The 20,303-nt window shown below is 34.7% G+C and carries 19 protein-coding genes and 2 pseudogenes; 20 read left to right on the top strand and 1 reads right to left on the bottom strand.

Annotated features, from left to right (window positions below; all coding sequences use genetic code 11):
• Positions 1-44: 44 nt before the first annotated feature.
• From nifS to OEI98_RS10745, 3 genes are all read left to right on the top strand, one after another.
• Positions 45-1,199, top strand: coding sequence for a cysteine desulfurase NifS (nifS, locus tag OEI98_RS10755; RefSeq protein ID WP_074592546.1), 1,155 nt, complete (start codon positions 45-47; stop codon positions 1,197-1,199).
• 32 nt (positions 1,200-1,231) lie between these two features.
• Positions 1,232-2,326: a tRNA 2-thiouridine(34) synthase MnmA gene (gene mnmA / locus OEI98_RS10750; RefSeq protein WP_074592545.1), complete on the top strand. Its 1,095-nt coding sequence runs from the start codon at positions 1,232-1,234 to the stop codon at positions 2,324-2,326.
• Positions 2,327-2,397: 71 nt separating this feature from the next.
• Positions 2,398-4,788 (top strand): heavy metal translocating P-type ATPase, encoded by a 2,391-nt coding sequence (locus OEI98_RS10745; protein WP_074665981.1) that lies wholly within the window; start codon positions 2,398-2,400, stop codon positions 4,786-4,788.
• On the opposite strand, the gene OEI98_RS10740 is transcribed toward OEI98_RS10745, so the two are convergent.
• Positions 4,778-4,921, bottom strand: coding sequence for a hypothetical protein (locus OEI98_RS10740; protein WP_266037832.1), 144 nt, complete (start codon positions 4,919-4,921; stop codon positions 4,778-4,780). The genes OEI98_RS10745 and OEI98_RS10740 overlap by 11 nt on opposite strands.
• 24 nt (positions 4,922-4,945) lie before the next feature.
• Between OEI98_RS10740 and OEI98_RS10735 the strand changes: the two genes are divergently transcribed.
• The 17 genes and pseudogenes from OEI98_RS10735 (at position 4,946) to OEI98_RS15150 (ending at position 19,932) form a co-directional block, all read left to right on the top strand.
• Complete coding sequence (locus OEI98_RS10735) at positions 4,946-5,230, top strand: HD-GYP domain-containing protein (protein WP_244499103.1); 285 nt, start codon at positions 4,946-4,948, stop codon at positions 5,228-5,230.
• Between the two features lie 103 nt (positions 5,231-5,333).
• Positions 5,334-5,882 carry an undecaprenyl-diphosphatase gene (locus OEI98_RS10730; RefSeq protein WP_074592544.1) on the top strand — a complete coding sequence of 183 codons (549 nt, stop codon included), beginning with the start codon at positions 5,334-5,336 and terminating at the stop codon, positions 5,880-5,882.
• A gap of 66 nt (positions 5,883-5,948) precedes the next feature.
• Complete coding sequence (locus tag OEI98_RS10725; protein WP_074665983.1) at positions 5,949-6,368, top strand: PaaI family thioesterase; 420 nt, start codon at positions 5,949-5,951, stop codon at positions 6,366-6,368.
• 70 nt (positions 6,369-6,438) lie between these two features.
• A pseudogene (locus OEI98_RS10720) lies at positions 6,439-7,184 on the top strand (cysteine hydrolase family protein).
• A gap of 62 nt (positions 7,185-7,246) precedes the next feature.
• Positions 7,247-7,606, top strand: coding sequence for a phasin family protein (locus tag OEI98_RS10715; RefSeq protein ID WP_004401601.1), 360 nt, complete (start codon positions 7,247-7,249; stop codon positions 7,604-7,606).
• Positions 7,607-7,640: 34 nt separating this feature from the next.
• On the top strand, positions 7,641-9,317 hold the full coding sequence (gene ubiB, locus OEI98_RS10710; protein ID WP_266037823.1) for a 2-polyprenylphenol 6-hydroxylase: 1,677 nt from the start codon (positions 7,641-7,643) through the stop codon (positions 9,315-9,317).
• Between the two features lie 29 nt (positions 9,318-9,346).
• A complete protein-coding gene (locus OEI98_RS10705; RefSeq protein ID WP_004401599.1) occupies positions 9,347-9,916 on the top strand; it encodes a TetR/AcrR family transcriptional regulator in 570 nt (189 codons plus the stop codon).
• Between the two features lie 15 nt (positions 9,917-9,931).
• The gene (locus tag OEI98_RS10700) at positions 9,932-10,795 is read left to right on the top strand and encodes a patatin family protein (RefSeq protein WP_019907865.1); all 864 of its coding nucleotides are present in this window, start codon (positions 9,932-9,934) and stop codon (positions 10,793-10,795) included.
• A gap of 129 nt (positions 10,796-10,924) precedes the next feature.
• A complete protein-coding gene (locus tag OEI98_RS10695) occupies positions 10,925-11,065 on the top strand; it encodes a hypothetical protein (protein WP_208638255.1) in 141 nt (46 codons plus the stop codon).
• Positions 11,066-11,518: 453 nt separating this feature from the next.
• Complete coding sequence (murB, locus tag OEI98_RS10690) at positions 11,519-12,424, top strand: UDP-N-acetylmuramate dehydrogenase (RefSeq protein ID WP_003870536.1); 906 nt, start codon at positions 11,519-11,521, stop codon at positions 12,422-12,424.
• Positions 12,425-12,436: 12 nt separating this feature from the next.
• Complete coding sequence (locus tag OEI98_RS10685; RefSeq protein WP_004401596.1) at positions 12,437-13,168, top strand: PHP domain-containing protein; 732 nt, start codon at positions 12,437-12,439, stop codon at positions 13,166-13,168.
• A 7-nt stretch (positions 13,169-13,175) separates the two neighbouring features.
• Positions 13,176-14,029: pseudogene (rapZ, locus tag OEI98_RS10680) on the top strand (RNase adapter RapZ).
• Position 14,030: 1 nt separating this feature from the next.
• On the top strand, positions 14,031-15,005 hold the full coding sequence (locus OEI98_RS10675) for a gluconeogenesis factor YvcK family protein (protein WP_074665985.1): 975 nt from the start codon (positions 14,031-14,033) through the stop codon (positions 15,003-15,005).
• A gap of 184 nt (positions 15,006-15,189) precedes the next feature.
• A complete protein-coding gene (locus OEI98_RS10670) occupies positions 15,190-16,770 on the top strand; it encodes an alpha-amylase family glycosyl hydrolase (RefSeq protein WP_004401594.1) in 1,581 nt (526 codons plus the stop codon).
• A gap of 56 nt (positions 16,771-16,826) precedes the next feature.
• Complete coding sequence (locus tag OEI98_RS10665) at positions 16,827-18,071, top strand: maltose ABC transporter substrate-binding protein (RefSeq protein ID WP_004401593.1); 1,245 nt, start codon at positions 16,827-16,829, stop codon at positions 18,069-18,071.
• Positions 18,072-18,116: 45 nt separating this feature from the next.
• Positions 18,117-19,037: a carbohydrate ABC transporter permease gene (locus OEI98_RS10660; protein WP_006569394.1), complete on the top strand. Its 921-nt coding sequence runs from the start codon at positions 18,117-18,119 to the stop codon at positions 19,035-19,037.
• 1 nt (position 19,038) lies between these two features.
• Positions 19,039-19,932 carry a sugar ABC transporter permease gene (locus tag OEI98_RS15150; RefSeq protein ID WP_006569393.1) on the top strand — a complete coding sequence of 298 codons (894 nt, stop codon included), beginning with the start codon at positions 19,039-19,041 and terminating at the stop codon, positions 19,930-19,932.
• Positions 19,933-20,303 lie beyond the last annotated feature (371 nt).

Genomic DNA, 20,303 nt, shown 5'->3' with positions numbered 1-20,303 from the left:
AACAGATACTAAGAAATAGAAAATAATAGAGAGAGGCGATTTTTGTGGATAGAATTTATTTAGACAATGCAGCGACTACTCCAGTTGATAAAAGGGTATTAGAGGCGATGTTACCATATTATAGTGATGTTTTTGGTAATCCATCTTCCCCGTATTCATATGGTCAAGAAGCGAAAAAAGCTATTGAAGAAGCGAGGGAAAAAGTGGCAAAAGCGCTGGGTGCAGATGCAGACGAAATATATTTTACCAGTGGAGGCTCTGAATCAGATAATTGGGCATTAAAAGGTGTAGCATATGCGTTAAAAAATAAGGGAAATCATATTATTACAACAGAAATTGAACATCATGCAGTGCTCCATACTTGCCGATATCTTGAAAAAGAAGGATTCAAAGTAACATATCTTCCAGTTGACGAATATGGGCTTGTAAAACCTGAAGATTTAAAAAAGGCAATTACAGATAAAACAATCCTTGTTTCTATAATGTTTGCCAATAATGAGATAGGTACAATAGAGCCAGTTGATGAGCTTGTCAAAATAGCTCATGAGAAAAATGTATATTTTCATACTGATGCTGTGCAAGCAGTTGGAAATATACCGATAGATGTAAAAAAATTAGATGTAGATTTGTTATCTCTATCTGCCCATAAAATATATGGACCTAAAGGCGTGGGAGCATTATATATAAAGAATGGTGTAAAGATTCATTCGCTTATACAAGGTGGAACACAGGAAAAAAATAGAAGAGCAGGTACTGAAAATGTCCCAGGAATAGTAGGACTGGGGGAAGCGATAGAGCTTATCACGAAAAATTTGGATTCTCATATAAATAAACTTACATTTTTAAGAGATAAACTTATAAATGGAATATTAGAAAAAATACCTTATACGAGGTTAAATGGGCATCCAACAAAAAGGCTTCCAGGCAATGTTAATGTATCATTTGAATTTATAGATGGTGAATCCCTTATTTTAAACTTAGATATGGCAGGAATATGTGCTTCAAGTGGTTCAGCATGCACTTCTGGTTCACTTGAGCCATCTCATGTGCTTCTGGCAATTGGGCTCTCAAAAGAATTAGCTCGAGGTTCTTTGAGACTTACAATAGGTAAAGATAACACAGAAGAAGATATAGATAAGGTTTTAGAAGTACTTCCACAAATTGTTAAAAGATTAAGGTCAATATCACAGATTGTATGAGAGAATCTACAAGGAGGTTAAAAAATTTTTTTATGAAAAAGAATAACAGAGTAGTTGTGGGAATGAGCGGAGGTGTCGATAGCTCTGTTGCGGCATATCTTTTAAAAGAACAGGGATATGAGGTTATAGGTGTTACGATGCAAATATGGCAGGACAAAGATGAGGAAGCAGTAAGAGTTGAAGGCGGCTGTTGTTCATTGGCTGCTGTTAATGACGCTAGAAGAGTAGCGAATAAGATTGGCATTAAATATTATGTAATGAATTTTAAAGATGTTTTTAAAGAAAAAGTAATAGATTATTTTGTAGATGAATATTTAAGAGGTAGGACTCCCAATCCTTGTATTGCTTGCAATAAATATATAAAATTTGAAGAACTTTTAAAAAGAGCCTGGATGATAGATGCATATTATGTAGCAACAGGCCATTATGCGATTAAAGAGTACGATGAAGAAAGAAGAAGGTATTTACTAAAGAAATCTGTAGATACTTCCAAAGACCAGACTTATGTACTATATAATCTTACTCAAACTCAGCTTGAGCATATTTTGTTTCCACTGGGTAAATATAAAAAAGATGAGGTCAGAGAGTTAGCTAAAAATTTAGGCCTGCCTGTTGCATCAAAGCCAGACAGTCAAGAAATTTGTTTTGTAACTGATAATGATTATGGAAAATTTATTAGAGAAAATGCCAAAGAAGAGATAAAACCAGGAGAATTCCGCGATACGAGAGGTAGATTTTTAGGTTATCATAAAGGGATTATACATTATACAATAGGACAACGGAAAGGTTTAGGAATTTCTGTTGGCAAACCCCTCTATGTTGTCGATATTGATGCAGAAAATAATGTGGTAGTATTAGGATACGGTGACGAAGTATTTGGGGATGAACTCATTTCCTATAATAACAACTTTATTTCAATTGACAAACTTGAAGGAGAGATGAGAGTAAAAGCAAAGATACGGTACACTGCAAAAGAGCAGGATGCAGTAATACGACCACTTGAAGATGGGAGGGTTTTTGTGAAATTTGACAATCCACAAAGGGCTATTACACCGGGGCAGTCAGTAGTTTTTTATGATGGAGATATTGTTGTGGGAGGCGGAATAATAGAAAGAAAAGTTAGATAAAATTTCGGAATCTCCTTTTATGTGGAAGAATTTCCTATAAAAATACTGAGAGATGAAGAGGAGATGAAAATATGGCCGAAAAAGCTAATTTAAAAATAACAGGGATGTCTTGTGCAGCTTGTGCAACAAAAATAGAAAAAGGGCTTAAAAGCTTAGATGGAGTTTTAGATGCAAATGTAAATCTTGCGATTGAAAAAGCAACGGTTATATATGATCCAGATAAAATTAACATATGCGATATTGAGAAAAAAATAGAAGATATAGGATATGGTGTAATAAAAGATAAAGCAGAGCTTGCACTTGTGGGTATGTCCTGCGCATCATGCGCTGCCAAAATCGAAAAAACCTTAAAAAACCTGCCTGGTGTAAGCAATGCATCAGTTAATTTTGCGACTGAGACAGCAATTGTCGAATATGATTCAAATGAAGTTGATACAGAAAAAATGATTAAAGCGATAAAAGATATAGGATATGATGCAAAAGAAAAGACTGGAGTAGGTATTGACACAGAAAAAGAGATAAAGGAGAGAGAAATAAATACATTAAGGAAACTTGTAATATATTCAGCGATTTTAACTGTGCCGTTAGTAATATCAATGGTTTTGAGAATGTTTAAAATTTCAGGTGGAATACTTGATAATCCATGGTTACAGGTATTTTTATCTTCACCTGTTCAGTTTATTGTAGGTTTTAGATATTATAAAGGTGCTTGGAACAATTTAAAAAATATGACGGCAAATATGGATACTTTGGTAGCTATGGGAACATCTGCAGCATATTTTTATAGTTTGTACAATGTATTTACTAAACCCTCTCATGAGATACACAATTACTTGTATTTTGAGGCATCAGCAGTTATTATAACGCTTGTAACATTAGGTAAGCTGCTTGAAGCTATAGCCAAGGGAAAAACATCTGAAGCAATAAAAAACCTTATGGGACTACAAGCAAAGACCGCAAGAGTGATAAGGGATGGGCAAGAATTAGATATACCTATTGAAGAAGTCAAAGTCGGGGATATCGTTGTTGTAAGGCCGGGCGAAAAAATACCAGTTGACGGTAAAATAGTTGAGGGTAGTTCCACAATAGATGAATCTATGATAACTGGTGAATCTATTCCTGTAGAAAAAGGCGTTGGTGATGAAGTAATTGGCGCTACGATAAATAAAACAGGAACGTTTAAATTTGAAGCGACAAAAGTGGGTAAAGATACGGTACTATCGCAAATTATTAAAATGGTAGAAGATGCCCAAGGATCAAAAGCGCCAATTCAACAAATTGCTGATAAAATCTCTGGTATTTTTGTACCCACAGTTATAGCCATAGCTGCTACCACCTTTTTAATTTGGTATTTTGGGTATGGAGATTTTAATGCGGGCATAATAAATGCAGTATCAGTACTTGTAATTGCCTGCCCGTGTGCCCTTGGACTTGCAGTTCCCACTTCTGTGATGGTAGGGACAGGAAAAGGAGCAGAAAATGGTATACTCATAAAGGGAGGAGAACATCTGCAGAGGGCAGGGAAAATAACGGCAATAGTATTTGATAAGACTGGGACGATAACAAAAGGAGAACCGGAAGTTACAGACATAGTAGCTCTTGGAGATTTCACCGAAGATGAGATTTTGAAAATTGCGGGAATTGCGGAAAAAAATTCTGAGCATCCATTGGGACAAGCAATTGTCAATAAAGCAAAAGAAAAATTCAAAATATTGGAAGACCATGAGAAATTTGAGGCTGTACCAGGCTATGGTATATGCATTACGATAAATGAAAAAGAGTTTTATATTGGCAATAGAAGGCTCATGGACAGACAAAATATTGATATAACGTCAATTGAAGATAAGGTTGAAGAACTAGAATTACAAGGTAAAACAGCAATGATATTGGCATCTCACGACAGAGTTTATGGCATTATAGCTGTTGCAGATACTGTAAAGAGTGACTCGGCAAAAGCTATTAAAGAGTTACAAGCTATGGGTATTGAAGTATACATGATTACGGGAGATAATAAAAGGACTGCTGAGGCAATAGCAAAACAAGTTGGTATAAAAAATGTGTTGGCAGAAGTATTGCCAGAACATAAGGCTTTGGAGATTATGAAGCTTCAAAAAATGGGAAAAGTAGTTGCAATGGTGGGAGATGGTATTAATGATGCTCCTGCTTTAGCTACTGCGGATGTTGGCATAGCGATAGGTACAGGTACAGATGTGGCGATAGAAACCTCAGATATAACGTTGATAAGTGGAAATCTTATGGGTATTGTGACCGCTATAAAATTAAGCAAAGCTACCATGAGAAATATATATCAAAATTTATTCTGGGCTTTTGTATACAATACAATCGGCATACCATTTGCTGCGATGGGCCTTTTAACTCCAGCTATAGCAGGAGGGGCAATGGCATTTAGCTCAGTGTCAGTTGTAACAAATGCTTTAAGATTGAGAAGATTTAGGGAATGAGTTTGGAATTGTCCAAACTCATTCTTTCGCTTATTTCTGTTGCTACTTCAGTCATATGACTGATTGGGTTTAATGCTTTGTTTGAGATGATTATTCCTCCTAAAATTGCAATTGCAATTAAAATTGGAATCATAATAGTTTAATGGATCATCCGGTTATGAGTTATGAGATTATAAATAAGATGAAGGTTATGGAAAATATCGCAAAGATAATTCGTCATCATCACGAAAGATATGATGGCAAAGGTTATTCCGATGGATTAAAAGGAGAAGAGATACCTTTAGGTTCACGAATAATAGCTGTGGCTGACAGTTTTGATGCCATGACTTCTAAAAGGCCTTACAGAGATTCATTTACAATGGCTCAAGCTATTGAAGAATTGAAAAAAATGCGGGAAAACAGTTTGACCCCAAAGTTGTTGATGGATTTATATCTGTTATAGAAAATTTGGGCATTGATTTTTAAGATTTTCTAATTTGTTTTTAATGAAAATCTAATTTTCATTTAAGACTTCACCTCTATAATATTTCGTGAGGTGAAGAAACATGAATTTGACACTTTTTCACATGATAAATGGCTTAGCAGGCCATAATATTTTTTTGGACAAGATTATGACTTTTATTGCCGTGTATTCTCCAATTTTGTATGGGATGCTTATGTTGGTTCAGTGGTTTATAGGCGGTGATAAGGGTAAAAAGACTTCTATGAACGCCTATTTTGCTGCTATTATTGCATTGGGATTAAATTTGTTGATCTCCACTTTTTATTTTGAGCCAAGGCCTTTTGTACATCATAAGGACAATCTTTTGGTAAAATATCCGGCAGATGCTTCTTTCCCAAGTGACCATGCGTCAGGAGGCTCGGCTTTATCTTTTACAGAGCTTATGTATGACAAAATTATTGGCAGTATAATGATGGTTTTAACTCTATTACTTTTATTTGCAAGAATATATGTGGGAGTACATTATCCACTGGATGTCATAGCCGGCTTTATAATAGGATTTATAAGCAGTAAAATTTTAAGAGGTCTTGAAGGAATACTTAGTCCTGTTGAAGGGTATATTATAAAAATATGGCATAAAATATTTGCATAAACACAGGAGAAGTCCTGTGTTTTTTATGCTATAATAATAACAACAACTTATGAGGAGGGCGGGAAGGTGAAAGCAATAAATGGTGGAATAGATAAAAAACTTTTTGAAGAGCTTTTAAAAATAAATAGGAGTACTAATTTTCATCAATTAATAGGGGTGCATGTAGCAGAATTAGGGAAGGGTTATGCTGTTACAAAAATGGAAATTGAAGAAAAACACTTAAATCCTTTTGGCATTGCTCACGGAGGCGTGCTTTTTTCTTTGATGGATATTACAATGGGTATGGCAGCTCGCACAGTTGGAAAGCAAGTGGTGACTCTTGAAATGAATATAAATTATGTTTCACCTGCAAATTTGGTCGACAAAGTAAAGACGATTGGAAAAATAGTACATGCTGGCAATAAAACTACTGTTGCAGTTTGTGAGGCTTACACAGAAGAGGGGAGACTTTTGGCTGTAGCTAGAGAAACTTTTTTCAATATGTAATACATTATGTTTAAGAATTGTTTTTATGGTATAATTTTGGTAAGAATAAACATATAAAGGGGTGTTTTTTATGAATTTTGACAGTTTTTTGTATAACACAAGGCCATTTTTAAATTACCTTTTTGATTTTTATAGCAACCTAGAAGAAAAAGTTTAAGCAGTGTGATATACAATGCTGGTGGAGAGGATAAGGTTTCAGTTTTGGTTGTAGATATGCTAAACGGTTTTTGTAAAAGCGGTCCTTTAGCAAGTCCAAGAGTTGCAGGCATAATAGAACCCATAAAAAATTTATTGAAAGCCTGCTACAGAATGGGGATAAAAAATGTGTTCTTTTTAAATGACGCCCATCCTTCAGATGCAGTTGAATTTGGAGAATTTCCACCTCATTGTGTAAAAGGTGCTTTTGAAAGTGAAATTGTGGACGAATTAAAAGAAGTAGTTGAAGGAGAACCTGTGATTGTAGAGAAAAATTCATTAAATGTGTTTTTTGGTGGGGAATTAGAAGGCGGGAATGAGTTTTTGAAGAAAGTTGTTGAAATGATAAAGGAAGGAAAATCTACTTTTATTGTTGTAGGAGATTGCACTGACTTATGCGTTTACCAGACGGCTATGTCTATAAAAATGATTGCAAATGCCAATAATCTTAAAGCAAATGTAATTGTACCGGAAAATTGCGTTGAAACGTATGATACATCTGTAAAAACTGCTCAATCCCTCAAGATACTGCCTCATGATGGCAATTTGATACATACCATGTTTTTGTGTCACATGAAATTAAACGGTATAGAAGTTGTAAAAGAGCTGTTGGAGGAGTAATAAAATTCCATATTGACTTTAGGAAATTTTAGTATATAATATTAATAGAGATATTAGGACGGATGTCCGAATTAATTTTGAAAGGGGTTATATATATGACAAGTTTGCTTGAAAAATCTATCAATTTTGGTTTGGGATTATTTGCATTATCGCGAGAGAAAATAGAAAAAATAGTAGAAGAACTTGTAGATAGAGGAGAAGTTGCAAGAGAAGATGCACAAAAAATGGTAAAAGACTTGGTAAAAAAAGGTGAAGAACAGAAGGAAGAATTGAGAAAAATGATTAAAGACGCAGTTGCTGAAACGTTAGGCTACATGAATATTGCCAAAAAGGAAGATATTGTTACTAGGGAAGAGATAAAGAGTATTGTTCGTGAGGAAGTCAGAAAAGTGCTGGAGGAAATACAAAACACAGAAAAATAAGTAACTATAAAATTTTGATGACAGGTGTGAAATAATGCAACATTTAAGAAGATATAGAGAAATAATTTTTGTATTCATCAAATACGGGTTTGGTGCTATAATTGACAATATTGGAATTTTAAAACATATAAATGTAAGAAGAAAAATCTTGAAGCAAACAAATGATGAAAATATTGCGAAACTTTCCCGTGGAGAAAGATTAAGACTTGCTCTTGAAGAATTAGGACCTACTTTTATAAAAATGGGGCAGATTTTAAGCACAAGGTCTGACATTTTGCCAAAAGATATAATAAAAGAATTGGAAAAATTACAGGACAAAGCTCCTGCTTTTTCTTTTGATGAGGTGAAATCAGTTATACAAAATGAATTTGGCGAAAGTTTGGAGGAAGCCTATGCTGAATTTGAACCTACTCCTCTAGCGGCGGCTTCTATAGCACAAGTTCACAAGGCTTTGTTGTGGTCAGGCAAAACTGTTGTTGTCAAGGTTCAAAGGCCAGGGATAGAAAAAATCATAGCCCAAGATATGAGGATATTAGAAGATATTGCCAAATTTGTTGATAATCATACAAAATATGGAAAAATATACAATTTTACAAAAATGGTAGAAGACTTCAAAAAGAGATTGGAAGAGGAATTAGATTTTAGAATAGAGGGGGAAAACGCAGAAAAGTTCAAAAAGAATTTTTTAAAAGACAAAAAAGTCAAAATTCCTTCTATAATCTGGACCCATACGACAAGACGTGTATTGACGATGGAATACATTGGTGGCATTCCGTTAAATGATTTTAATGCAATTGATGAGGCTGGATTAGACCGCGGTGCAATTGCAAGAAACCTTGCAAAATCTGTATTGAATCAGATTTTAAGGGATGGTTTTTTTCATGGAGACCCTCATCCGGGAAATATTATGGTGCTAGAGGATGGGACAATAGCATTTTTAGATTTTGGAATGGTAGGTAGCTTAAGCCCAGAAAGGAAAAGACAGTTTTCTAAAATGTTGTTGGGGATTGTTTACAAAAATAGCAGGATGATTATTGAAAGCATTATAGATTTAAATGCTGTGACTCTAAATGTCAATATGAAAAAGCTAGAAAAAGACATAAATAATTTGCGAGATAGATATGTTGAAATACAGTTAGAAAAGCTCAAAGTTGGGGAAGTCCTCAATGGGATATTTGACCTTGTATTTTCGTATAATATTGTAATTCCCAATGAATTTAATATGCTGGCTAAAAGCCTTATAACGTTAGAGGGAATAGTAGAAAAGTTAGATCCCAAAATTAGCGTTTTAGAAGTGGCAAAACCAATTGCAAAGCAGTTGATACCTAAAATGTTTTCTACTCAACATATGAAAGAAGAGATAATAAATGCCACAATGGATTATAGCAGATTGATAAAAGAGTTGCCATCATTTTTATTGAATTTTTTAAGGAAAACAGAAGAAGAAAATTATGCTATAGAATTGAAAATAAGAGACCTTGAAAATTTAGAGAAACGGGTTGATAAGGTATTTAATCGACTTTCCACCAGTATTATACTTTTGGCTTTAAGTATTGTCATTGCAGGGATTTTAATAGGGTCAGGAATGAGTGCTAATGCTGGTGCAGAAATGTATAAGCTTAATGGGATAATTTTAAAGATTGGTTTAGCGATAGCTTTTGTCATAGTTTTAGGTTTAGCAATTTCTATTTTCCGATCTGGGCGGCTTTAATAAATAAACTTCAAAAGGGGAAATCCAAGATGGAAGGAAGAAACCAATCGCAAAGAATATTAAATGCTGCATATAAGTGTATTTCAACTAAAGGATATGCTAATGTTTCCTTAAGAGACATTGCAGAGGAAGCTGGTGTTGTATTAAGCCAATTGCATTATTATTTTGGCAGTAAGGAAGGGCTTTTTACAGAGGTAATAAAGATGATGATAGATAAATATTTAAAAGAAATAAATGAAGCTTTGAGTATGGGAGAAACTGCAAAAGATAAGATGCTATCCTTAGTGAATTTTTTTAAAGACCTTTTAAAAAATAATCCAGGACTTTTTAAACTGTTGTACGATTTTACAGGTTTAGCTATGTGGTCCTCTTCTTTTAACAGTTTATTAAAAGATTTATTTAATGACTTATCTAAAATGATTGAGGAAAAAATTTTAAGTAACAGTGCTTTAGGAGAGAATTTTAGAAATTATTCTCCACGAGCAGTAGCGAGGATGATACTTGGTGCAATGTTTGGTACGGGAATTCAAGTGATTTTAGATTCTAATGAAAATGAAATTTTGGATGCGTTAAATGCCATACAAATTATTTTTGAATAGAAATGGTGATGAAAAATGAGACCCAAAATAGGACTTATACTAGGTGGTGGAGCAGCAAGAGGATATGCGCACTTAGGTATACTAAAAAGATTTGAAGAAGAAAATATTCCTATTGATTTTATAATAGGCATAAGTATGGGAGCGATAATAGGAGCAATCTATGCTTCAGGACATAATGTAGACAAACTTATAAGTGATGCAAAAAAGATTAATATGTTAAAATTTATAAGTCTATTGGATTTTAAAGCATCTAGAACCGGCTTAGTAAAGGGTGAAAAAATAGAGAAATATTTGCGGGGTTATGTAAAAGAACGTTTTGAGGAACTTAATGTCCCTCTGTATATTGTGGCTACTGATATTCAAACAGGAAAGGGAGTAGTATTTTCAGAGGGAGACTTGATAAAAGCTATAAGGGCAAGCATTTCTATCCCCGTCTTTTTTGAACCTGTGGAGTACAATGGAACCAAGTTAGTTGATGGATCAATCATTGATTCTGAGGCAATAGAATTAGCAGCTAGCTTGGGAGCAGACATAATTATAAATTGCGATGTAAGCTCAAGCATTGATATGGGCTTTTTCGAAAGGTTTTTTTATTCTTTAGCTAATAGTGAGAAAGTGCTGCCAATAAAAAAGTATTTCAATTTAAAAAGGACAGCGCCTGAAATTATATCCATTACAGCTACAACTATGAAGTTATTAAAAGACAGCTCTAACAAAAATTCCGAAAAAACAGAGAGGGGTAAAAGAGTCTATACAATAAAACCTAATGTTAATAATATTCGCTGGTATAGGTTTGACCAGGCGGGAAAATGCATAAATATGGGATTTGAAGCTGCCGATTCTATTGTTTGGAGAATAAAGAGAGAACTGGAAGTATAGAATAAACAACCCCCATTGATGTGAAAAAAGGAACGGAAAATACTTTTATAGCTTTAAAAATCATATTGAACATCTCATATAATTATGCTCTAAGTTTTAGCAAAAAACATAGAAAAACGGATATTTTTTTTGATAAAGGGAGAAATATTGAATAAATATAAGGAAAAATTCAAAATATTAGAAGATATAAGGGAATTTCAAGCTATATCCGATTTCTTTCCTTGTGGTATAATAAAAATTGGAATAGAAAAAATCTTGACGGGTACATAAAATATTCAAAATTTTGAGATTATTTAATGCACAAATCAAAAGCTGCTTAGACTGGAATAAAACTAATTACAGGAGGTGTAATGTTTCCTTTTGATAGTTTTAGAGTGTAAGCAGCTAATGAAGAGGTGATTGCCGTGGAATGCCCAAATTGCAAAAGTACGAATGTGGGCAAAATAGGGAATAACCTGTATTTTTGCAGGGATTGCAATTGCGAGATAAAGATAAAAAAGTGTACAGCTGTTGTGAGCATGTATGATTCGGAGGGTTGCATAAGCAAGAGATTTAAAGTTTGTTACAATGCATAAAGGAGGGGTAGTCCCCTCTATTTATTTTGTGAAAAAAAGTGATATTATAAAATTGCATATAAAGTTTCATTTTGGAATGAAAACAATATATTATTGATAGACTATAGATGGAATAATTAATTAACTTTAAATTTTAAGGAGTGGTACAGTGATTGAGATAGTTGACAAATTGAAGGATATCCTTAGAGAAGGGAAATTGTATTTAAACGAGCCCATGAAAAGACACACTTCTTTTAAAATAGGTGGACCTGCAGATGTGTTAGTTGTGCCAAATAATCGAAAAGAATTATTGGAAGCCATATCTTTGTTGAAACGAGAAAACATACCTTTTTTTATACTAGGAAATGGCACTAATCTATTAGTAAGTGAAAAAGGTATAAGAGGAGTTGTAATAAAATTATCCTCTTTGAGAAATGTAATTGTAGAGGGTAATAGGATAATCGCTGAAGCAGGAGCGCCTCTTTCCTATATTGCCAATGTGGCACTTGTACATGAACTTGCGGGATTTGAATTTGCTAGCGGGATTCCTGGCACTTTAGGTGGAGCAATAGTGATGAACGCAGGAGCTTATGGGCCTGAAATGAAGGACGTGGTAGAAAAAGTAGAGGTTTTAGATGGAGAAGGCAATATATTGATTTTATCAAATGAAGAAATGAATTTTTCCTATAGACATAGCATTATTCAAGAAAAGGATTGGATTGTTTTAAGAGCGTGGCTTAGTTTAACAAAAGGGAAATACGAAGAGATAAAAAGCAAAATGGAAGAACTAAATGCAAAAAGGAAGGAAAAACAACCTTTAGAGTATCCCAGTGCCGGAAGTACTTTTAAAAGGCCACCTGGATATTATGCTGGAAAATTGATTGAGGAAGCAGGACTTAAAGGTTATTCAATTGGAGGAGCTAAAGTTTCTGAAAAGCATTCGGGATTTATTATAAATACTGGCAATGCAACTTTTTACGATGTTTTAAATTTGATTGAGCATATACAAAAAGTAGTAAAAGAAAAGTTTGGAGTGGAACTTGTACCAGAAATAAGAATAATAGGAGAGAAATAGGTGATTTGACAAATGAAAATTTTTGCTGATTATCATACCCATACGGTATACAGTCATGGGAAAGGCACAATAGAAGATAATGTAAAAAGGGCGATAGAAATTGGGCTTGAGGAGATTGCAATCACTGACCATGGACCAGCTCATGTATTTTATGGCTTAAGAAAAGGGGATTTCAAAAAAATGAGAGAAGAAATAGATAAGATTAATGAAAAATATCCCCAAATTAAAGTGCTGATGGGAGTAGAAGCTAATTTAATCAGCTTAGAAGGGGATATTGATGTTCCAGATGAACTTATGAAATATTTAGATATTTTGCTTATGGGATATCATGAAGGAGTTATGCCTAAAGACTTTAGAAGTGCTTTACAGCTTTTTGGTAAGAACATGGCAAGTAAATATTTTATTTCCTTGCGGGAAGAGATGAGAGAAAAAAATACTCAAGCGATGATTAATGCTATAAAAAAGTACAAAATTGACATAATAACACACCCAGGGGCTAAAGTAGACATTGATACACAAAAGCTTGCAAAGGCAGCAAAAGAGAAAGGAACGGCTCTTGAAATTAATTCTAGTCACGGTTATATGACAGTTGAATATGTAAAGATAGCTAAAAAAGAGAGGTGCAAATTTGTAATAAACAGCGATGCCCATACGCCTCATAAAGTAGGAGACTTTGAAAGAGGAATAGAAATTGCAAAAGAGGCGGGACTAACAGAAGAAGATATAATAAACGCAAAGGGGTGATATTTTTATGAGGTTTGTAATAATAACAGGGCTTTCTGGTGCTGGAAAAACACAGGCATTGAAGGCTATGGAGGATATGGGCTTTTTTTGTATAGACAATTTTCCACCTGCTCTTCTTCCAAAACTTGCTGACCTTTTTTATCACTCAAAAAATGTTGATAAGGTAGCCCTTGGTATGGATTTAAGAGGTGGTCAGTTTTTTGAGGACATCTATTCTAGCCTTGAATTTTTGAAAAAAAATAACTACGATTACGAAATAGTTTTTTTGGAAGCTTCTGACGAGGTTTTGATAAAGAGGTTTAAAGAAACCAGAAGAAAACATCCTCTCTCTGAGGAAGGTAGAATAGTTGATGGAATAAATGAGGAAAGAAAGAGACTTGCAGAAATAAGGAAAATTGCCAATAGCATAATAGATACTTCTAATTTAACTTCTTCTCAGTTAAAAGAGGAATTGTCTAATATCTTTTTAAAAGGGAAAAAGTTTAAAGGAATCATAATAGATATTATGTCTTTTGGATATAAATATGGAATACCTCTTGATGCTGACCTTGTATTTGATGTGAGGTTTTTGCCTAATCCTTTTTATATTGAAGAATTAAGACCTTTAACAGGAAATGATGATAAGGTAAAAGAGTACGTGATGAAGTGGGAGGAAGCAAAGGAGTTTTTAAAGAAATTAGGGGACATGATTAAATTTTTAATCCCGTATTATATAAGAGAAGGTAAATCTCAACTCGTTATAGCTATTGGATGCACAGGAGGAAAGCATAGGTCTGTTACTATTGCAAATGCCCTTTATGAGTTTCTAAAAAAGAAGATTATTCTGTTATTTTGCACCATAGAGATATAGGAGAGGAGTAATATGATTATGGAAAATAATTCTAAAGGGGGACTTCATATTGTTGCTATTGGTGGAGGTACAGGGCTTTCTACTATGCTAAGAGGATTAAAACTTTATACAACCAATATTACTGCGGTAGTTACAGTAGCAGATGATGGCGGCGGCTCGGGAATCCTAAGACAGGATTTAGGGATACTGCCGCCTGGAGATATAAGAAATTGTATACTGGCTTTAGCAAATACAGAGCCTACAATGGAACAACTTTTGCAGTACAGGTTTACTGAGGGAATGTTAAAAGGCCAAAATTTTGGGAATTTGTTTTTGGCAGCCATGATAGGTATTTCTAAAAATTTTGAAGAAGCTGTAAAAAAGATGAGTGATGTGCTTGCTGTATCAGGAAAAGTTATTCCTGTAACTCTTGATGATGTAAGGCTTGTAGCAGAGCTTGAAAACGGAACTATCATTAAAGGGGAATCGCAAATTCCTGTTGTACAGCAAAAAGAAAACAGTAAGATAAAGAGAATATATATTGAACCTTCTCATGCAGAGCCTTTTGAAGAAGTGTTAGTGGATATATTAAATGCTGATGCCATTGTATTAGGTCCTGGAAGTTTATATACGAGTGTAATTCCTAATCTTTTGGTAGATGGAGTGTGTGACGCCATTGAAGCTTCCAAAGCGGTTAAAGTTTATGTTTGCAATATCATGACACAGCCAGGAGAGACTTTGGGCTATACTGCTTGTGACCATGTGAAGGCTCTTTTTGAACATGGGCTTAAATCTCTAGATTACATTATTGTCAACAATGGCGAAATTCCCCATGATTATATGAAGCGCTATATAAAAGACATGTCACAACCTGTTGAATACGATAAAAATCAGTTAGAAAGTATGGGAATTAAAGTGGTAGAGGAAAATTTAGTAGCTTTAAAAAAGGAATTTATAAGGCACGATGAGCAAAAGCTTGCAGAAGTAATTGTAAGCCTGCTTAAGTAAACGAGGAATTTTAGTCTATGTTGTACAAAAAAACATATTGACATTTGTTAAATTAAGATATACAATAATATTAAAAGCAAGCGCAAGCGATTGCAACACTGTTGCAATTGGGCGCTTTTAAAAAATACATTTCAAGAAAGCGATTGCTGTAATATATTAGCAATTATTTGTAAGGGGGAAAGTGATGAGAAAGAATGTAAAACTATTTGCGGCAATAATTTTATTCTTTTCTTTATTGCTGACCAGTTGTGGTAGTAAAGATACCAGTTCTAATATTACTTCTAAGTCAGATGTGATATATCAGGTTATGATAGATAAGTTTTACAATGGGGATAAGTCTAATGATGATCCAAAAATAAGTAAAGGTATGTTTGATCCAACCTATACCAATTGGAGGATGTATTGGGGTGGAGATTTAAAAGGTTTGACAGAAAAAATTCCTTATATAAAAGGGATGGGAGTAACAGCTATTTGGATTTCTCCTGTTGTAGACAACATCAACAAACCAGCAATATATAATGGCGAAATAAATGCACCTTATCACGGATATTGGGCAAGGGACTTTAAAAGAGTAGAAGAACATTTTGGCTCATGGGAGGACTTTGACAATTTTGTAGAGGCTGCTCATGCTAATGGGATAAAAGTTATACTAGATTTTGCTCCCAACCATACAAGTCCGGCAGATGAAAACAATCCTGACTTTGCTGAAAACGGTGCACTTTATGACAATGGGAAATTATTGGGAACTTATAGCAATGATGTCAATAAACTTTTTCATCATAATGGTGGAATTACCAACTGGAATAATTTAAAGGACTTGCAGGACAAAAATTTGTTTGACCTTGCAGACCTTGACCAAAGCAATCCTATTGTTGACAAGTATTTAAAGGATTCTATCAAGTTATGGTTTAGTCATGGAGTTGATGGGGTAAGGCTAGATGCAGCAAAGCATATGCCTATGGAATGGGTAAAAAGTTTTGCTGATACCATATACGGTGTTAAAAAAGATGCTATTCTTTTCGGCGAGTGGATGTTAAACGGTCCCACTGATCCTTTGTACGGTTATAATATTCAATTTGCTAATACAAGTGGTTTTTCTGTATTAGATTTTATGCTTAACAGTGCGATAAAAGATGTTTTTGAAAAAGGTTATGGCTTTGACAGATTGAATGATACTATTGAAGAGACAAATAAAGATTATAACAACCCTTATAAGTTGGTTACTTTTGTGGACAATCACGATATGCCGAGGTTTTTATCAGTCAATGACGATAAGGACAAATTGCATGAGGCTATTGCTTTTATAATGACATCACGAGGAATACCTGCAATATATTATGGCACAGAGCAGTATCTACACAATGACACAAATGGTGGAAATGACCCTTACAATAGGCCATTGATGGAAAAGTTTGATGAGAATACTAAGGCTTATGTTTTAATTAAAGAACTGTCAAATTTGCGTAAGGTTACACCGGCATTACAGTATGGTAAGACAATAGCAAGATATGTTAGTAATGATGTTTATATCTATGAGAGGCAATATGGTAAAGATATAGTTGCAGTTGCAATAAATAAAGGAGAAGAGACTACTATAAAAAATATAGAGACTTCTCTTCGAAAAGGCAAATACAGTGATTATTTAAAGGGTTTATTAGAAGGAGTTAATTTAAAAGTTGAAAGAGGAAATAGTGAAAACAACATTTTAAGTATAACTTTACCTAAAGACAGTGTAAGCATATGGACAAATGTAAAAGCGAAATAAGATTTTGGGTTTTTCCCAAAATTATAATAAAATTAAAAATTAAGAGGAGGATTTGTATGAAGAAGTACACAAAAATAATTGCATTGCTGACTGTGATGGTATTCGTTTTGTCAGCTGCTTTAACAGGTTGTGGCGGCAGCAAGACAAGTGACAATACTTCATCACAAGGTCAGACAGAACAAAAGAAAGAGCCTGTAGAACTTGTAGTATGGTCACACTTAACAGATCCTGAAATAGCAAAGGTTCAAGAGATTGCAAATAAGTGGGCAGAGCAAACTGGCAACAAAGTAAAAGTTTTGGCAGACCAGAGTGACTTCCAAGCTTTCTCAACAGCTGCTCAAAGTGGTAAAGGCCCAGACATCATGTTTGGTTTACCACACGATAACTTGGGTACTTTCCAAAAGGCAGGACTTTTAGCTGAAGTACCAGACGGAGTTATAAACAAAGACGACTATGTTCCAATGAGCATAAGTGCTGTATCTTACGATGGAAAAATGTATGCTGTACCAATTTCAATGGAGACTTATGCACTTTTCTACAATACAGATAAAGTTCCAACACCACCAGCAACACTTGATGATTTAATTAAGCTGGGCAAAGAAGTAGGATTCCAATACGATGTAAATAACTTCTATTTTAGCTTTGCCTTTATATCTGCTTATGGCGGTTATGTGTTCAAGGATACAGGCGGTGGACTTGATCCAAACGATATAGGATTGAATAACGATGGTGCAAAGAAAGGCTTAGAACTTATAAAAGACTTTGTGACAAAGTATAAATTCATGCCTGCAGATATAAATGGAGATATGGCAAAAGGTAACTTCCAAAGTGGAAAGACTAGTTTGTATATAAGTGGTCCATGGGATGTGGATGGCTTCAAGAAAGCTAATGTTCCATTCAAAGTTGCTCCACTACCACAGGTTGATGGTAAACCAATGCCTTCCTTTGCAGGTGTGCAAGCTGCTTTTGTAAGTGCAAATTCAAAACATCAACAAGAAGCATGGGATTTAATGAAGTATCTTGCTGAAAATACAGGATTGCCATTATTTGAAACAGGTAACAGGATACCAGCTCTTAAATCCCTCTTAGACAATCCAGAAGTTAAGAATAATGAGATTTTGAATGCATTTGCTGAGCAAGCTACACATGCTATTCCAATGCCTAATATACCGCAAATGGCAGCAGTCTGGACTCCTGCAGGCAATGCGTTACAGCTTATTACATCTGGAAAAGTTCCGGTTGACAAAGCTGCTGACGATATGGTGAATCAAATCAAGCAAGGCATTGCAACACAGCAATAACAAAAAGGGGCTTTTAGCCCCTTTTTTAGAGAAGGAGGTTGCTAGATGAAAACAAACAAAACTATGCGGGATAAATTAAGACCTTATGCTTATTTGTCTCCTGCTATACTATCTATGACTGTATTAAGTTTTGCCCCTATTTTGTATACTATTTATATTGCTTTTACAAACTTTAATTTATATCATTTTAAAAATTATCAATTTGTTGGATTTAAAAATTTTGTTGATATACTTGCCGGCCCTTTCAAAGTAGTTTTTGCTCCTGTATTTGTGTGGACAGTTATTTTTGCTCTCTCAGCTACATTATTGAGTTATATTATCGGTCTTCTTTTAGCAGTTATTTTGAATAACAAAAATATGTGGGAAACAAATTTATATAGAGCAATATTGATTATTCCATGGGGACTTCCTGGCACAATTGCCGCACTTACCTGGACAGGACTTTTAAATCAGCAGTATGGGGGTATAAATCTGATACTGCAAAAGTTGCACCTTCCCATGATACCATGGCTTCTTGATCCTTTTTGGGCAAGAGTTGCGATTATAATTGTCAGTGTGTGGATGGGTTATCCTTTTATGATGAATGCCTCATTAGGAGCTTTGCAGGCTATTCCACCTGAACTTTATGAAGTTGCAGATATTGATGGTGCTACATGGTTTCAAAAGTTTAGAATGATAACAGTACCAATGTTGACATCTTCTACTTTGCCACTTATTATTTCATCTTTTGCTTATAATTTCAACAATTTTGGCGCAGCGTTTTTAATTACAGGAGGAGGACCTCCAAGGACAGATACTTCTTTTGCAGGTCATACTGATTTGCTTGTAAGTTCAGCTTATAAAATGACAATGCAGTTTAATAGGTATGACTTGGCGGCAGCTTTGTCTATAATTATATTCTTGATAATTGGCACATTGAGCCTTGTCAATATGAAGATGACTCGTGCTTTCGAGGAGGTGGATTAAGGTGGAATATGCAAGTGTTAAAATTGGTGACAAAAAAACGACTAAAAAGATTTATTATAGGGAAAAATTAAAACCTCATGAAAAAGTATCTCTATGGATTAGCCGACTTATTATATGGGCTGTAATTGCAATAATGATGTTTCCTGTAGCTTGGGTAGTAGGAGCGTCTATGGCGCCTGGAGATGCCTTTTTCTCCGGTTCAATTTTTCCACAACATATGACATTTCAAAATTATAAGGATGTGCTTGTTAAGACTAATTTTTTACTTTGGGTAAAAAATAGTATGATTTTAAGCGTTGGTGTAGCAATTATTCAATTATTTTTGACTGCTACGTCAGCTTATGCTTTCAGTAGAATGAAGTTTGCTGGAAGAAAAAATGGCTTAAAGACTCTCTTAATACTTCAGATGTTTCCTACGTTTATGGCATTACCTGCTATATTTGGTATAATGGCAAAATTAAACCTTCTGGATAATCTCTATGCCCTTATGCTGGTCATGGCAGGTAGCAGCGCTTTTAGTATATGGCTTTTAAAAGGCTATATTGATAGTCTTCCAAAAGAGTTGGACGAAGCTGCTTTAGTTGATGGAGCTACTCATTGGCAAATTTTCACGAAAATAATTCTTCCTTTGGCGACTCCCATGCTTGTAGTTATATTCTTATTTAGCTTTATGGGAGTATACAGTGAATTTATTTTGTCCAGTGCGGTACTAAAGTCACCTGAAAATTACACAATAGCGTTAGGGCTTCAAAGGTTTATTCAAAACCAATTTTCGGCCCACTGGACTCAATTTGCGGCAGCCTCTGTTATGGCATCTTTGCCTCTTGTAATACTCTTTATGGTATTGCAGAGGTATTTGCAAGCTGGTCTTGCAGCAGGTGCAGTAAAAGGATAAAAAATTGTTACACATGGAACAATTTGTAAATACCGTATTATTTCCGGTATTTAAGACTGTAGACAAACTTTCGTAAAGGAGATATTTTGCATAAGGAGCGACTTGTTACAAAGCGACCCGGCACTCAAGTAAGAGAGTTTGATATAAGCAAAAATAGAAAAAAACAAGCATGCTTACTTGAGTGCCGGGAAACTTAGCAAGACCGAGGGTGGAGGCAGGGCCGAAGCCAGGGATGGCGGAGGCGGGCACATTAAGGCATGGATGCCACCTGACGTAGGTACCCTGCCGGAGCCTGAAGGTCGAGCTTTAGTTTTGTCGCTTTGGAACATCGGAGCGACGATGCAAAATATCTCCTTTGAATATTTTTTAAC

Source organism: Thermoanaerobacter sp. RKWS2 (genome assembly GCF_026240795.1).
GTDB classification, from domain to species: domain Bacteria; phylum Bacillota; class Thermoanaerobacteria; order Thermoanaerobacterales; family Thermoanaerobacteraceae; genus Thermoanaerobacter; species Thermoanaerobacter ethanolicus.
Note: the sequence above shows the minus strand (reverse complement) of the source record. Positions and strands in the feature narration are given on the sequence as shown.

What these genes read in the sequence shown, in the direction of transcription:
- mnmA (WP_074592545.1), top strand. Translation starts at nt 1,232, where the DNA reads ATGAAAAAGAATAACAGAGTAGTTGTGGGAATGAGCGGAGGTGTCGAT.
- OEI98_RS10745 (WP_074665981.1), top strand. Translation starts at nt 2,398, where the DNA reads ATGGCCGAAAAAGCTAATTTAAAAATAACAGGGATGTCTTGTGCAGCT.
- OEI98_RS10740 (WP_266037832.1), bottom strand. Translation starts at nt 4,921, where the DNA reads ATGATTCCAATTTTAATTGCAATTGCAATTTTAGGAGGAATAATCATC.
- OEI98_RS10735 (WP_244499103.1), top strand. Translation starts at nt 4,946, where the DNA reads ATGAGTTATGAGATTATAAATAAGATGAAGGTTATGGAAAATATCGCA.
- OEI98_RS10730 (WP_074592544.1), top strand. Translation starts at nt 5,334, where the DNA reads ATGAATTTGACACTTTTTCACATGATAAATGGCTTAGCAGGCCATAAT.
- OEI98_RS10715 (WP_004401601.1), top strand. Translation starts at nt 7,247, where the DNA reads ATGTCCGAATTAATTTTGAAAGGGGTTATATATATGACAAGTTTGCTT.
- ubiB (WP_266037823.1), top strand. Translation starts at nt 7,641, where the DNA reads ATGCAACATTTAAGAAGATATAGAGAAATAATTTTTGTATTCATCAAA.
- OEI98_RS10705 (WP_004401599.1), top strand. Translation starts at nt 9,347, where the DNA reads ATGGAAGGAAGAAACCAATCGCAAAGAATATTAAATGCTGCATATAAG.
- OEI98_RS10700 (WP_019907865.1), top strand. Translation starts at nt 9,932, where the DNA reads ATGAGACCCAAAATAGGACTTATACTAGGTGGTGGAGCAGCAAGAGGA.
- OEI98_RS10685 (WP_004401596.1), top strand. Translation starts at nt 12,437, where the DNA reads ATGAAAATTTTTGCTGATTATCATACCCATACGGTATACAGTCATGGG.
- OEI98_RS10675 (WP_074665985.1), top strand. Translation starts at nt 14,031, where the DNA reads ATGATTATGGAAAATAATTCTAAAGGGGGACTTCATATTGTTGCTATT.
- OEI98_RS10670 (WP_004401594.1), top strand. Translation starts at nt 15,190, where the DNA reads ATGAGAAAGAATGTAAAACTATTTGCGGCAATAATTTTATTCTTTTCT.
- OEI98_RS10665 (WP_004401593.1), top strand. Translation starts at nt 16,827, where the DNA reads ATGAAGAAGTACACAAAAATAATTGCATTGCTGACTGTGATGGTATTC.
- OEI98_RS10660 (WP_006569394.1), top strand. Translation starts at nt 18,117, where the DNA reads ATGAAAACAAACAAAACTATGCGGGATAAATTAAGACCTTATGCTTAT.